Source organism: Sphingopyxis sp. BSN-002 (assembly GCF_022024275.1).
GTDB lineage: Bacteria > Pseudomonadota > Alphaproteobacteria > Sphingomonadales > Sphingomonadaceae > Sphingopyxis.
Genome location: NZ_CP091804.1, coordinates 232,347 through 244,434 on the forward strand (window position 1 = coordinate 232,347; position 12,088 = coordinate 244,434).

Genomic DNA, 12,088 nt, shown 5'->3' on the forward strand with positions numbered 1-12,088 from the left:
CTATTTCCCTTCCTTATGGGGGTGGAGGTGGTCTTTCCAGACGGCCTCGGCTTCGTTATAGTTGGTCGGGCGCGCGGATCGTGACGCCTCGAACCAGCTTTGCAGTGCGGCATTGAGGTCAGCATCGAACTCCGCGAAAGCCTTGCTTCGGCGCAGCGATCGCTCGTGCTTCCGGCGCACTCCGTCGATGACAGCTGCGGTATTCGTTATGCCGTTCCGCCACATCGACTGCGCTTCGGCCGTGGTCGCCTGTATGGCTGCAAGGGCGGCCTGTACGGCTTCGTCGCCGTCCGCCTCGCCAGCTTCCACGGCGTCGGCGAAGTCGGGATCGCAGTGGATGTCTCGATAGACGCGCCCCGCAATCTCCCGAGCCAACGCTATCTGTGCTTCTGTGGTCATGGGAGGGGTCCTTCGGGGGTGATAGGGCGCGGAATTCCGATCAGCTTGAATGCCCGAAGGCGCCGAGGCCGACCGTTGCTGTCGATGCCGGAATACCAGTGCTTCTCGAATAGGTCGGGCGCACGATCGAGCGCATTGAGCGCAGCGATCATCCGGTCGAGAGGGTGTCGCGATAGGCGACCTTTGACATGTCCGTAAGCAGCGTCGTTCAACAGCCCATCGCCCCACATGATGTGCTGACCGTAACCATCCTCGATCATGGCGTGCGCAATGCGGTCGGCGAGCCTGACGCGACCCGAAGGGGAACGCCCTGAATGGGTCGGGGAGGTCATAACGATGCCCTTGCTTTGAGGGCAGCGGCGCAGATGGCAGCTGGCGTCGGGTCCACGCCCTGCTTGCGCTCCACGATGCGGGACGAGACAGAAGCCTTTTCCTCGGGATCGCAGCCACGGCCCACAGTGAAGCTGTCGGTCAATGACACGTCAGCCACGTATTCGCCGTCGTTGTTGAAGTGACGGCGGATTTCGACGATCCATCCTTGCGGGACCATCGTCAGAGCCCCGTCGTAGCTACGCACGTAGAATGGAAGCGTATAGGGGAGCCGGTTGTGCCAAGCCACGCTCTCCACTGGGTCGTAGGTCGCACCGGTCGGCACTCGGCCCACATATTGGGCGATTTTAAGGTCGAGCTCCCGCGACCCTTCCCCCGCCACCTCGATCTTCTCGATCAGCTCAGATGTTTCCTTATCCATGATGGGTTCCTTCGGGGTTTACCCGTTCGACGATGCGCGCGATCATCTCGGCGGGCGTCGGGCAATGGCGCTCGGGATCGCCGTCGGTGCAGAAGCGGTATTCACCGTCGCCGCCCGTCAGCACGTCGATAAGCTGCACGGCTTCTGAAAAGCCGTCCCGCACGCCGATGTGGAACGAGTCTTGCGCTTCGTCGTCGGTTCGCGTCTCCGCATTGCGGTCGATTCTCCGCCACGCGTTAGCGATGCCAGCTATGCCCGAGACAGGGACTGGCTCGGCCCGAAGGGTGGCAGCGCGGGTCTCCGAAGGAGACAACGCACTGGTATTGCTGTCCTTATCCATGAGAGGACTCCTTGGTGTTGGGCGGAGCAGGTAGGGGCATCCAGTGTGTCGGAGGAAACGGAATATCGATCCGGTTGTGGAACATCGGCCAGATGTAAGGCCCGCGCTGCCAGTCGACCCACATGATGGTTTCCCATGCGTCGCAGTCAGGAAGATTGTGCGTGACGCAGACAAGAACCTCAGTCCCGTTTCGCGGCGCCGTCTCAATCGGCATCCACCGTCCTTCACTATCAGAAGGACGGGTCATGAGGCGTTCTCCGGGGTGGTCGGGGTGAGGGCGGCGCGGATCGCATCTTCGCCATAGATATGGATGATCTGGGCCAAGGACGGGCGAGCTATGCCGCCTCGCAGCATGTTGACGTGCACGGCGTTCGGGTCAGCCAAAGCCTTCCCGACGTCTCCGGGGAGGGAGTGGGATATGCGGTGACGGGCGTTCCACCCCGAGATAGCCTCCCCTTCGGTCCAGCCTAGCGGGCCGGTGTCTTCGCACAGTTCGCACTCGACAAAAGCGATATGTGCCCCCTGCCATTGCACGCGCGGCTTGCTTTGACAGCCTTCGACGAGACACGGCAACAGTTCGGGCGTCACCGGCAAAAGCTGCGTTTTGTCAGTCATGGGAATTATCCTTGGGGGTGGCGAGCGGAACGATTTCAGCCCTGACAATGAGCTTCGTCCCTGCCGGAAAGTCGTCTGCGAACACCTTGAACCCCAGACCGGAGACAAAACCCCAGCTTCCGAAAAACAGCTTTCCGTGTTTTTCTTCGGAGACCACCTCCGCGCGCGTGACGAGGTTCGACAGCGAAAGGACCTGCTCCGGGTTTATGTGCCGGATGCACCGCCAGCGACCGTTGGAGTAGTGCTTAAGCTCAAAACTCTCCATCAGGTCGCGGCGTGTCGGGTAAACCCAATTTGACTGCTCTTTGCAGCCTTTGTGGGCGCATGGAAGCCGCAGCGGATATTCACGTCGTGCCATCGCTCTTATCCTTTATGTTGGAGATGGTTCTGTGGGGTGGGTTTGGAGAGGGCGGCGCGGACTTCGAGGCCGTCTTCGTTGAAGCAGAACGTTCGCCGCGCTCGACCCGCAGGCCATGAGAGGCGCATTCCGCCGAACCAATAGGTTTTCGGCCAAACGTCTCCGTGCAGATCAATGCAAGGGTCAACGGCCTCGAAGTCCGCCGCGCTGATGATCTGCGAAGTCAGCACGGGCTTCATCTTCACGATAAACGCGCGCTGTCGGTCATTGAGATTGGCGAGCAGAATTTCGACGGATCCCGGCGTATGCCCTCCCAAGGCAGAGTCCGAGCGTGCAGTAGAGTCAGGGGTGGTCATGGGATTTGCTCCGGGGCGGGAGGGGCTTTTGCGATCTTGTAGTTGGGATCGCGAAGCGGGATCGGATGCTTCCACCAACCCTGCTTGCCTTTAACGGTGATAAGCTCGGCAAGGCGGATCGCGCTGACGATCGGCCAAGCCCATCGCCCCGGCGTCCAGTCGCCAGCGGTGATCTCGTCAGCGGGTTGCCAGCGCGCCAGTTCCTCGGTCGGCTTCGGCTCCCCGAAGCGCACTATGCCGATGATCTGGCCCTGCGGAAGGCTGACGTCATAGGCACAGCCGAAACGGTCGTAGCAGAGGTCATTGAGCGCAGCCGATATGAACCGACGCGAGGGAAACTTGGCGGTCGCGTGGATGCCGACGTGCTCACCAATAAGACGATCCGGCAGCTTAAAGCCGCGCGTCTCATGAGCCTTGACGAAATCGCCGCGCTCTTTGTCCCACTCGAAAATGAGCGAGGCGAACGGCTGCCAAAGCGAGATGACGGGCATGTTCACCTTACCCTCCCTTTCAGTATAGTCAGGCATTGCGGGTCTCCGGGGTGGGGCGCGAGATGCGCGTTGTCAGGGAGGCGTATTTCTCCTGCGGCACCCATCCGAGCGCGGCAGCTTGCTTCGCCCATGAGCGTCCACGCCGAATGCGGCTCACCAGCGCGTGATCGACTGGCAGCCCTTCGGCGATTTGCTTGTTGTTCAGACCGCCTTGAAGGCCGGCGATGACCAGAGCGAATTGATCCTCGGTCAACTTGCAAGCGCCGTTCTGGAAGCCCTCTTGCTCGCCGTTGTTGGAACGGCCCCGACGCCTCATGTCGTCCGAGTTCTCCTGCACCGTTCCCCAACGCAGATGATGCGGATTTACGCACTCGGGACGGTCGCAGCTATGCAGCGCGAATTTACCCGGTGGATCGGTGAGGGAATGGGCTACCAGCGCAACGCGATGCGCCGTCACGTTGATGAAGCTGCCGATCTTGAAGCGGCCATAGCCCGCCTTATTCAACGAGGCCTGCCAGTCCCAGCATTCGTCGGGACCGCGCATATCGACCTTGGACCAGAAGCGCATTAGGATCAGTTGACCCTTACGCCCTTCCAGAAAGGGCAGAATCGGAATAGTGACTGGCGCAGTCATGGTGCGGCTCCTTCGCGTCTTGATCAGAGCCGGGTGAGGTTGCCGCCTCATTCCGGCTCGTTTCGCGTAGAACGCCGTGCGAACATCCTCCGGGACTATTCCGGGAGTCCGATGTCCGGTTCTTGCTCCGTTCCGCCAGTAATTGCCGCGAACACCGGATTGCGCTTGCCCTTTGCCAGCCAGAAACCTAAGGGCCTCTGCGGCGCGGGGAGTGGCGCAGCCCGGTAGCGCGCTTGCTTTGGGAGCAAGATGTCGCAGGTTCGAATCCTGTCTCCCCGACCATCTCCTTCATGATCGAACGGCCCCACCGCAAGGGTGGGGCGCGTTGTCGATGTCAGGCCTAGATCGGCCTCGCGCCTGCCGTGCCGCATTTTGCGAACTGGCCCTTCGCGTTCCGGCACCGCGCGGCGCCGGCGGCTGCCGTCTTGTGCGCAGATGCAGCGGGCTTCGCGGCAGCGCGGGTTGCCACCGTCGCGCGTGCCGGAGCTTTGGCAGGGGTCGTCTGCGTGCACTTCACGAAGTGGCCATGCGTGTCGCGACACGGCGCGGCCTGTGCTGCCGCAGGCAAGGCGAACGCAGCGACGGCGAATGCGAGAGCAAGTCTGTTCATGACATTTCTCCTGTGACCCCAACGGTCAGGAACGCAGAATGTCATGGTGAACCTTGGCAATATGTGGCGTGCGGGTGATCATTCGGTAATGAAGCGAGCGCCGGGCGTCCGACGCGTGAAACAGTCTTAACGCCGCCCTAAGTATTTCCGGCTATGGCCCTCTGCAAGGACCAGAATGTTGAAACGGGTGGGCATCAGACTGAGCAGGCTGATTGCGGCGCTGGGTGCGCTGCTTGCCGCGCTGTGCGCGGCAGCGCCGGCAATGGCGGCGCCCTGCTATTATGCGACGTCGCAGGGAGCGACAGGGCCTGCAGACTGGCAGACCTATTGCTGGCTCGACCTCAGTACCTACAATGACGCAACCGCGCGCACCGCAGGCGGGCAGAATTTTTCGTTCACCTTGCCCGATGGCACGATCATGACATTCACGATGCGCGTGTCCGGCGCGGCGGCGACGTCTGCGACCTCCCCGTCGTGGACGGGATCGGCGGTTGGCAACACCGCCTTCCTCGGCATCGCGGGGCGTCCGATCCTCTATCAGACGGCCGCGGGCACGACGACCGTGCAGATCAGCGCGATCAGCCTGGCGCCGCCGTCAACGGGAACGGTCAGCTCCTACATGTTCGTCGGCGCAGACGGCGAATCCTCGAACGGTGGGGAATCCCTATCGTTCCAGACCAACGGCGGTAATTGGCAGCTTCTGGATACGGCCGGACCGATCAGCGGATCGACCTATCCGTCCGCGTCGGATGCCGGGACGAGCACTTTCAGCGTGGCGGGCGCCGACGGCAACGTCGGCGCGTATATCGTCGGTTCGGTCTCGCCAACGCAAGTGACGACGACGCTCGTTGGCGGGGGCCTGCAGGGAACGATGTTCGCCGTCCGCTTCGCCTCGATCCGCCTCAATACCCAGATTTCGGGCGCTCGCGTTAACGCCGCCGATCAGTTTACCTTTTCGATCAACGCAACCAGCGGCGGCGCGGCGCTTGCGTCGGGTACATCGAGCGGGACGGGCCTCGGGCCGTTCACCGCCGCGGCATTGTCGTCCACCGCCGCGATCCCCATCACGCTCAACCAGACGATGGCGAGTGGCAGCAGTAGCGCGCTCGCCAAATATCGTTCGGTGCTGACCTGTACGAACAGCACGTCGGGCTCTACCACGGTAATGCCGACCAACGTGACGACCACGTCGTACAGCTTCGGTACGCTGAAGTTCGGCGACGCCGTGCAATGCACCTTTACCGAGACGCCTTTTCCGCACCTCACGCTCACCAAAGCCCTTGGTACCGGCGGACGCCAGTTCACGGGCGACCAGTTCGTGATGAACATCAATCAGGGTGCCACCGTCGTCGCAACCACGACCACGACGGGTGCCGGAACGACGGTCACCAACGCCGCGACGCCGCAAACACAGGTCACGGCCGGCACAGTCTATTCTTTGGGCGAGTCCGCCAGCGGTACGACGAACCTCGGGCAGTATACGTCGGCGCTCGTTTGCACGAACGCTGCCGCATCCTCGACCGTGCTTCCGGCAACGGTCGGCGGCGCGGTAACTCCGCAAATGGGCGACATCATCAGCTGCATCATCACCAATACCAAGCGCGCATCGAACGCGACGCTGGCGATGGCGAAGACGTCGGTGCTGGTGTCGGATCCGGTAAACGGAACGACAAACCCGAAGGCCATTCCCGGCGCGATCGTCCGTTACAGCTTCCAGGTCCAGAACAGCGGGCCTGCCGCCGTCGACAACAACACGCTCCTGATCGTCGACACGCTGCCGCTGCAGATCACCATCGGAAGCGCGGCGGCACCGATCTTCACCCAGGGTTCACCGACGAGCGGACTGACTTTCAGCAGCGCGAGCGACATCCGTTATTCGAACTCGGCGACCAAGCCCGCAACCTTCGCCGCCTGCACCTACACGCCCGTTGCCGCCTATGATCCGGCGGTGAAATATGTCTGCCTGCGTCCGCAGGGCGCGATGGCGGGATCCACGGGCTCACCCACCAGTTTCACGATCAGCCTGCAGGGCCAGCTGAACTAGCCTTACCGGGCTGCTCTGCAGCAAAAGCGGATGTCGGACAGATACCGAAGCCCGGCCGGAAACCGGGCAAAGAAAAAGGCGGCCTTCCCGAAGGAAGACCGCCCGTTTCTCGTTTCAGTCATTGCCCCGAAGGGCTGCGACTTACTTCTTTTCTTCAGCCGGAGCAGCAGCCTTGGCGTCGGCAGCCGGAGCAGCCTTGGCGTCAGCGGCCGGAGCAGCAGCGGCGTCAGCGGCCGGAGCAGCAGCTTCGGCGCCAGCAGCGGCAGCGTCGGCACCAGCGGCAGCGGCGTCGGCGCCAGCAGCGGCGGCGTCGGCGCCTTCTTCCGCAACCGCTTCAGCGGCCGGGGCGTCGGTGGTGGCTTCTTCAGCAGCCTTTTCACCGCAAGCGGCGAGGGCGAACATGCTGGCAGCAACGGCGATAGCAGCAAACTTCTTCATGATGTGTGGGCTCCCTAAAATGCCTTTCCGCGTCCGGGAAAACTTCCCGTACCGCGAGCGGCGGGATTTAGCCGTTCCGCATGAATCGTCAACAAAAATAATTGAGATGCCCGCCGCGGGCGGGAATCTGTCATTTCTCCGTCATACTACGGAAGTTCGCTATCGCTGCTGTTGGCCAGAATCGCCAGAGTCGCGGCCCAAACCGTCACATTCTGTCGCAATTGTGCCGGGTCGATCTTGTCGAGCGTGTCGTCGGGCGTGTGGTGGATGTCGAAATAGCGTGTCCCATCCTGCGCCAGATCGATTGCCGGAACGCCGGCCTGAATCAGGGCTCCGACATCGGCGCCGCCGTCCGCCGGCTGTTTGCCGCGCACGACCCCGAAGGGCATCACCGCGGCGGCAATCCGGTCCGCGAGGCTCTTTGCGCCGTCGGGAAGCTTGAAGTCGACGCGCCAGACGCGATCGGCCCCGAAATCGGATTCGAGCGCGACCGCGTGCTTTTCCTTGCCGTGCGCGTCGAAATAGGCCTTGCCGCCGAACACGCCGACTTCTTCGGCCCCGGCCCACAGGATGCGGATCGTGCGGCGCGGCTGGCCGGCGCTCATGACATGCTTTGCCGCTGCGGTGATAATTCCGCAGCCCGCTGCATCGTCGATGGCGCCGGTGCCGAGGTCCCAGCTGTCGAGATGACAGGCAATGATGACCGGGCTGGCGGCTGGTTCGCTGCCCGGCACTTCGGCAATGACGTTGCCCGACTTGCGGATGCCGAGATTCTGCGGGGTCAGTATCAGCTTCATCCTGAGCCGCGTCGCTGCATCGGTGCGCACCGGCTGCGGACGCCGCCATTGCCGGACCAGCTGGTCGGCGTCGGGGTTGGAAATGGCGCCTGCCGGGATCGGCGTCACGCCGGCATCGAAATTGGTGACGCCGGTGTGCGGGTTCCGGTGGCTGTCGGTACCGATCGACCGGATCACGATCGCGATAGCTCCCTTTTTGGCCGCGACATTGGGTCCGGTGAACCGGCCGCGTCCGTAATAGCCATAACCGCTGCCGTCCTGCGCCGGCTTCATCTGATGGTCGATGAAGACGATCTTGCCCTTCACCGACGCGTCGGGTGCGGCGGCGAGCGCGTCGAAGCTCCCGAAATAGGCGATTTCGCCTTCAATGCCGCTGGCGCCCGTCGATGCGCTGTTGCCGAGGGCGGTGATCGCGAGCTTCTGCGGCAGGAACGGGCCGGTCAGCCACGCCTCTTCGGCGCCACGCACCCACACGGGCATATCGAACGCTTCCTCACGGACATTGGCAAAGCCCATGGCCTGGAGCCGCCGCGTGGCCCAGCGGCGTGCGGCGGCTTCGGCGTCGGTTCCCGCCATGCGCGGGCCGATCTCGGTCGTCAGGTCGCGGGTGATCGCCCATGCGGGATCATCGCCTTGCTGCGCCAGTTCAGCTGCGCTTTGCGCCGGTTGGGCAGATGCGGCGGAAGAGAGGAGAAGGGCGGCGATCGCGGCAAGGCGGGTCGAGGTGAGGGGGATTGTCATGCCGCTTTCGTAACGACGCGCCTCGCAGGCGCAAGCGCCGATTGCCAATTCCGCGCCCATTCGCTAACCGGCGCCCAACTCTCCCGGCCGCTCGACCGCGGCCCAGCCTTTACCGGAGCATATCCATGGCCGCCCAGTACAGTTTCGTGATGAAGGGTCTGACCAAGACCTATCCCGGCGCGCAAAAGCCGACGCTCAACAATCTCAGCCTGCAATTCTACCCCGATGCCAAGATCGGCATCGTCGGCCCGAACGGCACCGGCAAGTCGACCCTGATGAAGATCATGGCCGGCATCGACAAGGAATTCAGCGGCGAAGCGTGGCCGGGCGAGGGGATCAGCGTCGGCTATCTGGCGCAGGAGCCGCAACTCGACCCGACCAAGACAGTCAAGGAAAACGTCATGGACGGCGTCCGCGGCGTCGCTGACATGATGGACCGCTTCAACGAGATCAGCACGCTGATGGCCGATCCGCCCGAAGACGCCGATTTCGACGCGCTCATGGAGGAAATGGGTACGCTTCAGGAAAAGATCGACGCGATCGACGGCTGGACGCTCGACAACCAGCTCGAAATCGCGATGGAAGCGCTCCGCTGCCCGCCGGGCGACTGGAGCGTCGAGAATCTGTCGGGCGGTGAAAAGCGCCGCATCGCGCTCACCCGCCTGTTGCTCGAAAAGCCCTCGATCCTGCTGCTCGACGAGCCGACCAACCACCTCGACGCCGAAAGCGTCGCCTGGCTCGAAAAGCATCTCGTCGACTATCCGGGCAACGTGATCCTCGTCACCCACGATCGCTACTTCCTCGACAATGTCGTGAACTGGATCCTCGAACTCGATCGCGGCCGCTACTTCGTTTACGAGGGCAATTATTCGACCTACCTCGACAAGAAGGGCAAGCGCCTCGAGCAGGAAGCGCGCGAAGATCAGGGGCGCCAGAAGGCAATCAAGGACGAACTCGAGTGGATCCGGCAGTCGCCGAAAGCGCGTCAGGCCAAGTCGAAGGCGCGTATCAAGAGCTTCGACCAGCTCGTCGAGGCGCAGGAAAAGCGCACCCCCGGCAAGGCGCAGATCGTCATCCAGATCCCCGAACGCCTCGGCGGCAAGGTAATCGAAGTTGCCGGCATCTCGAAGGCCTATGGCGACAAGCTGCTGTTCGAGGACCTGTCCTTCACGCTGCCGCCGGGCGGCATTGTCGGCGTCATCGGGCCGAACGGCGCGGGTAAATCGACCCTGTTCAAGCTGATCACCGGTCAGGAAACGCCCGACAGCGGCACCGTCACCATCGGTGACACGGTGCGCCTCGGCTTCGTCGACCAGAGCCGCGACGACCTGAAGCCCGACAACAATGTCTGGCAGGAAATCTCGGGCGGCCACGAGTTGATGAACATCGGCAAGCACGAGATGCAGACGCGCGCCTATGTCGGCGCCTTCAACTTCAAGGGCGTCGACCAGCAGAAGAAGGTCGGCCTGCTCTCGGGCGGTGAACGCAACCGCGTCCATCTGGCCAAGATGCTCAAGGAGGGTGGCAACGTCCTCCTGCTCGACGAACCGACCAACGACCTCGACACCGAAACCCTCGCGGCGCTCGAAGAAGCGCTCGAGAATTTCGCCGGCTGCGCCGTGGTCATCAGCCACGACCGCTTCTTCCTCGATCGCCTTGCGACGCATATCCTGGCGTTCGAGGGCGACAGCCACGTCGAATGGTTCGAAGGGAACTTCGAAGCCTATGAAGAGGACAAGATCCGCCGCCTCGGCGACGAGGCGACGCGTCCGCATGCGACCAGCTACAAGAAACTGACGCGCTAAGAATGGCGGGGGAGGCGCCGCCGATATCGTCGGGCGCGATCCGCATGGATGCGGACGCGCTGAACGCCTTCATGGCGGAGGCTTTCCCGCATTCGAAGCCGGGCTCGCGCGGGCATGTCGTGTCCGCGGTTCCCGGGCATATTCAGGCGCGGATCGACCCCAATGAACAGGCGCTGCGTCCAGGCGGGCTGATCTCGGGCCCGACGCAGATGGGCTTCGCCGATATGGCGGCCTATGCGCTGGTCCTCGCGCATATCGGGCCCGTCGCCATGGCGGTGACGAGTGCGCTCAACTACCAGTTCCTTCGTCCCTGCCGCCCCGGCCCGGTCTTCGCCGACGCCCATATGCTGCGCCTCGGGAAGCGGTTGGCGGTGATGGACGTGCGTATCTGGACCGACGATGCCGACAAGCCGGTCGGTCAGGCGAACGTCACTTACGCAATTCCCTGAACGCCCGCGCCGGCGTCAGGCAGGCGCGACTTCCCAAAGGATAAGCGCGGTCGCGTTGACATTTTCGCGCGCCTTCGCTGCGTCGAGCCGGGTCAGCTTCACGCTGCCCTTGAGCGCGCCCATCTCGATCATCGCGTCGATCACCACGACGCCGCCGGCGCCGATATCGACGTCGATTTCTGCCGCATTGGCGAGTTTCGCCTTGGCGGTCCCGACCTGAATGCGGTGCGAGCCGGGCTCGACATCGGCCATCAGCATCTGACCCGATTTGATCTGGCCGGTCGCCGTCCCGTCGAGCGTGACGTTCATACCCTGCAGCGCGGCGACGAAGCCGCGGCGGGTGACATAGATGCGGCCCTTGCCCTCTGGCGCCTTCATCGTGCGGGCCTCGGCGAGCGTCGCGGTATCGGCCTTCTTGCCGCTCTTGTTGCTCGACAGCGCCCAGATGCAGAAGGCGACGACTCCGATCAGGAACAGCGGCGCGAGGATCAGCATCGTCGTCTCGCCGAGCAGGCTGCCGAGCGACGGTCCCAGAAACGCCCCGAAGATCGCGGCTGCGAAAATGATCGTCAGCCACATCGCATTCTTGCTCATGCCCGTTCTCCCTGTTCGGCCGGTCAGGCCGGTGCAAACTCTCCCGTCGCGTCGTCCATGATGTGCAGCACCCCGTCGGTAATCGCGAAGAAGGCGCCGCGAAGTTTCAGCGTGCCGCGCTTTTCCTTCTCCTGAATACAGGGGAAGGTGCGCAGATTGTCTATGCTCACGCGCACAGCTGCCATTTCCATCGCGCGTCCCGCCTCGCGGTTGTCGATGTCGGGGTGGCTGGCCCGGACATCCGCGCTTGCCTCGTCGAGCATCGCGATCCAGTCGGCGATGAAGCCACCGCGACCGGGCTCGGCGCCCTCCATCGACTTGTGAAGCGCCGCGTGGCAGCCGCCACAAAGCCCGTGCCCCATGACGACGATTTCCTCGACCTTCAGGAACTGGACGGCGAATTCCAGCGCGGCTGAGACGCCGTGGCGGCCGGGAGTCGTCTCGAACGGCGGCACCAGCGCGGCGACGTTGCGCACGACGAAAATCTCGCCGGGATTGGTGTCGAAGATCTGCGAGGGTTCGGACCGGCTGTCGGAGCAGGCGATGACCATCACCTTCGGCGATTGCCCCTCGGCAAGCTGTTCCCAGCGTTCGCGTTGTTCCGCCCAACCGCCGTTACGGAAACGCCGGTAGCCATCGATCATATCTGCAAAGCGAGTCATGAGT

16 protein-coding genes and 1 tRNA gene are annotated in these 12,088 nt (G+C 63.2%); 4 read left to right on the forward strand and 13 right to left on the reverse strand.

Annotated features, from left to right (window positions below; translation table 11 throughout):
- From L7H23_RS01315 to L7H23_RS01350, 8 genes are all read right to left on the reverse strand, one after another.
- Window positions 1-399 (reverse strand): hypothetical protein, encoded by a 399-nt coding sequence (locus L7H23_RS01315; RefSeq protein ID WP_237837564.1) that lies wholly within the window; start codon window positions 397-399, stop codon window positions 1-3.
- Window positions 400-727: 328 nt separating this feature from the next.
- Window positions 728-1,150 carry a hypothetical protein gene (locus tag L7H23_RS01320; RefSeq protein ID WP_237837565.1) on the reverse strand — a complete coding sequence of 141 codons (423 nt, stop codon included), beginning with the start codon at window positions 1,148-1,150 and terminating at the stop codon, window positions 728-730.
- Window positions 1,143-1,490, reverse strand: a complete 348-nt coding sequence (locus L7H23_RS01325; RefSeq protein ID WP_237837566.1) for a hypothetical protein — start codon at window positions 1,488-1,490, stop codon at window positions 1,143-1,145. Before L7H23_RS01325 ends, L7H23_RS01320 begins: the two co-directional genes overlap by 8 nt.
- Before the next feature lie 243 nt (window positions 1,491-1,733).
- Window positions 1,734-2,105: a hypothetical protein gene (locus tag L7H23_RS01330; RefSeq protein WP_237837567.1), complete on the reverse strand. Its 372-nt coding sequence runs from the start codon at window positions 2,103-2,105 to the stop codon at window positions 1,734-1,736.
- The gene (locus L7H23_RS01335; protein ID WP_237837568.1) at window positions 2,098-2,463 is read right to left on the reverse strand and encodes a hypothetical protein; all 366 of its coding nucleotides are present in this window, start codon (window positions 2,461-2,463) and stop codon (window positions 2,098-2,100) included. Before L7H23_RS01335 ends, L7H23_RS01330 begins: the two co-directional genes overlap by 8 nt.
- Before the next feature lie 5 nt (window positions 2,464-2,468).
- The gene (locus L7H23_RS01340) at window positions 2,469-2,819 is read right to left on the reverse strand and encodes a hypothetical protein (RefSeq protein ID WP_237837569.1); all 351 of its coding nucleotides are present in this window, start codon (window positions 2,817-2,819) and stop codon (window positions 2,469-2,471) included.
- Window positions 2,816-3,346 carry a hypothetical protein gene (locus L7H23_RS01345; protein ID WP_237837570.1) on the reverse strand — a complete coding sequence of 177 codons (531 nt, stop codon included), beginning with the start codon at window positions 3,344-3,346 and terminating at the stop codon, window positions 2,816-2,818. The genes L7H23_RS01340 and L7H23_RS01345 overlap by 4 nt, the downstream gene beginning before the upstream one ends.
- The gene (locus tag L7H23_RS01350) at window positions 3,339-3,944 is read right to left on the reverse strand and encodes an HNH endonuclease (protein ID WP_237837571.1); all 606 of its coding nucleotides are present in this window, start codon (window positions 3,942-3,944) and stop codon (window positions 3,339-3,341) included. Before L7H23_RS01350 ends, L7H23_RS01345 begins: the two co-directional genes overlap by 8 nt.
- A gap of 205 nt (window positions 3,945-4,149) precedes the next feature.
- Between L7H23_RS01350 and L7H23_RS01355 the strand changes: the two genes are divergently transcribed.
- Window positions 4,150-4,226: transfer RNA gene (locus L7H23_RS01355), tRNA-Pro, on the forward strand.
- Between the two features lie 58 nt (window positions 4,227-4,284).
- Here L7H23_RS01355 and L7H23_RS01360 read toward each other — a convergent pair.
- Complete coding sequence (locus L7H23_RS01360; protein WP_237837572.1) at window positions 4,285-4,554, reverse strand: hypothetical protein; 270 nt, start codon at window positions 4,552-4,554, stop codon at window positions 4,285-4,287.
- A gap of 175 nt (window positions 4,555-4,729) precedes the next feature.
- Between L7H23_RS01360 and L7H23_RS01365 the strand changes: the two genes are divergently transcribed.
- Window positions 4,730-6,598, forward strand: a complete 1,869-nt coding sequence (locus L7H23_RS01365) for a CshA/CshB family fibrillar adhesin-related protein (RefSeq protein WP_237837573.1) — start codon at window positions 4,730-4,732, stop codon at window positions 6,596-6,598.
- A gap of 141 nt (window positions 6,599-6,739) precedes the next feature.
- Here L7H23_RS01365 and L7H23_RS01370 read toward each other — a convergent pair whose 3' ends face one another.
- Window positions 6,740-7,036 carry a hypothetical protein gene (locus L7H23_RS01370; protein ID WP_237837574.1) on the reverse strand — a complete coding sequence of 99 codons (297 nt, stop codon included), beginning with the start codon at window positions 7,034-7,036 and terminating at the stop codon, window positions 6,740-6,742.
- 146 nt (window positions 7,037-7,182) lie between these two features.
- On the reverse strand, window positions 7,183-8,574 hold the full coding sequence (locus L7H23_RS01375) for a M28 family peptidase (protein ID WP_237837575.1): 1,392 nt from the start codon (window positions 8,572-8,574) through the stop codon (window positions 7,183-7,185).
- A 125-nt stretch (window positions 8,575-8,699) separates the two neighbouring features.
- Between L7H23_RS01375 and ettA the strand changes: the two genes are divergently transcribed.
- Window positions 8,700-10,379 (forward strand): energy-dependent translational throttle protein EttA, encoded by a 1,680-nt coding sequence (gene ettA, locus L7H23_RS01380; RefSeq protein WP_237837576.1) that lies wholly within the window; start codon window positions 8,700-8,702, stop codon window positions 10,377-10,379.
- Between the two features lie 2 nt (window positions 10,380-10,381).
- The gene (locus tag L7H23_RS01385; RefSeq protein WP_237837577.1) at window positions 10,382-10,828 is read left to right on the forward strand and encodes a PaaI family thioesterase; all 447 of its coding nucleotides are present in this window, start codon (window positions 10,382-10,384) and stop codon (window positions 10,826-10,828) included.
- A gap of 15 nt (window positions 10,829-10,843) precedes the next feature.
- On the opposite strand, the gene L7H23_RS01390 is transcribed toward L7H23_RS01385, so the two are convergent.
- Both L7H23_RS01390 and L7H23_RS01395 read right to left on the reverse strand, forming a co-directional pair.
- Window positions 10,844-11,422: a DUF2846 domain-containing protein gene (locus L7H23_RS01390; RefSeq protein WP_237837578.1), complete on the reverse strand. Its 579-nt coding sequence runs from the start codon at window positions 11,420-11,422 to the stop codon at window positions 10,844-10,846.
- Window positions 11,423-11,445: 23 nt separating this feature from the next.
- Complete coding sequence (locus tag L7H23_RS01395) at window positions 11,446-12,084, reverse strand: carbonic anhydrase (protein WP_237837579.1); 639 nt, start codon at window positions 12,082-12,084, stop codon at window positions 11,446-11,448.
- Between the last annotated feature and the right edge of the window lie 4 nt (window positions 12,085-12,088).

Coding starts and splice junctions, on each gene's coding strand:
- L7H23_RS01315 (WP_237837564.1), bottom strand. CDS start 399: ATGACCACAGAAGCACAGATAGCGTTGGCTCGGGAGATTGCGGGGCGC.
- L7H23_RS01320 (WP_237837565.1), bottom strand. CDS start 1,150: ATGGATAAGGAAACATCTGAGCTGATCGAGAAGATCGAGGTGGCGGGG.
- L7H23_RS01325 (WP_237837566.1), bottom strand. CDS start 1,490: ATGGATAAGGACAGCAATACCAGTGCGTTGTCTCCTTCGGAGACCCGC.
- L7H23_RS01330 (WP_237837567.1), bottom strand. CDS start 2,105: ATGACTGACAAAACGCAGCTTTTGCCGGTGACGCCCGAACTGTTGCCG.
- L7H23_RS01335 (WP_237837568.1), bottom strand. CDS start 2,463: ATGGCACGACGTGAATATCCGCTGCGGCTTCCATGCGCCCACAAAGGC.
- L7H23_RS01340 (WP_237837569.1), bottom strand. CDS start 2,819: ATGACCACCCCTGACTCTACTGCACGCTCGGACTCTGCCTTGGGAGGG.
- L7H23_RS01345 (WP_237837570.1), bottom strand. CDS start 3,346: ATGCCTGACTATACTGAAAGGGAGGGTAAGGTGAACATGCCCGTCATC.
- L7H23_RS01350 (WP_237837571.1), bottom strand. CDS start 3,944: ATGACTGCGCCAGTCACTATTCCGATTCTGCCCTTTCTGGAAGGGCGT.
- L7H23_RS01360 (WP_237837572.1), bottom strand. CDS start 4,554: ATGAACAGACTTGCTCTCGCATTCGCCGTCGCTGCGTTCGCCTTGCCT.
- L7H23_RS01365 (WP_237837573.1), top strand. CDS start 4,730: ATGTTGAAACGGGTGGGCATCAGACTGAGCAGGCTGATTGCGGCGCTG.
- L7H23_RS01370 (WP_237837574.1), bottom strand. CDS start 7,036: ATGAAGAAGTTTGCTGCTATCGCCGTTGCTGCCAGCATGTTCGCCCTC.
- L7H23_RS01375 (WP_237837575.1), bottom strand. CDS start 8,574: ATGACAATCCCCCTCACCTCGACCCGCCTTGCCGCGATCGCCGCCCTT.
- ettA (WP_237837576.1), top strand. CDS start 8,700: ATGGCCGCCCAGTACAGTTTCGTGATGAAGGGTCTGACCAAGACCTAT.
- L7H23_RS01385 (WP_237837577.1), top strand. CDS start 10,382: ATGGCGGGGGAGGCGCCGCCGATATCGTCGGGCGCGATCCGCATGGAT.
- L7H23_RS01390 (WP_237837578.1), bottom strand. CDS start 11,422: ATGAGCAAGAATGCGATGTGGCTGACGATCATTTTCGCAGCCGCGATC.
- L7H23_RS01395 (WP_237837579.1), bottom strand. CDS start 12,084: ATGACTCGCTTTGCAGATATGATCGATGGCTACCGGCGTTTCCGTAAC.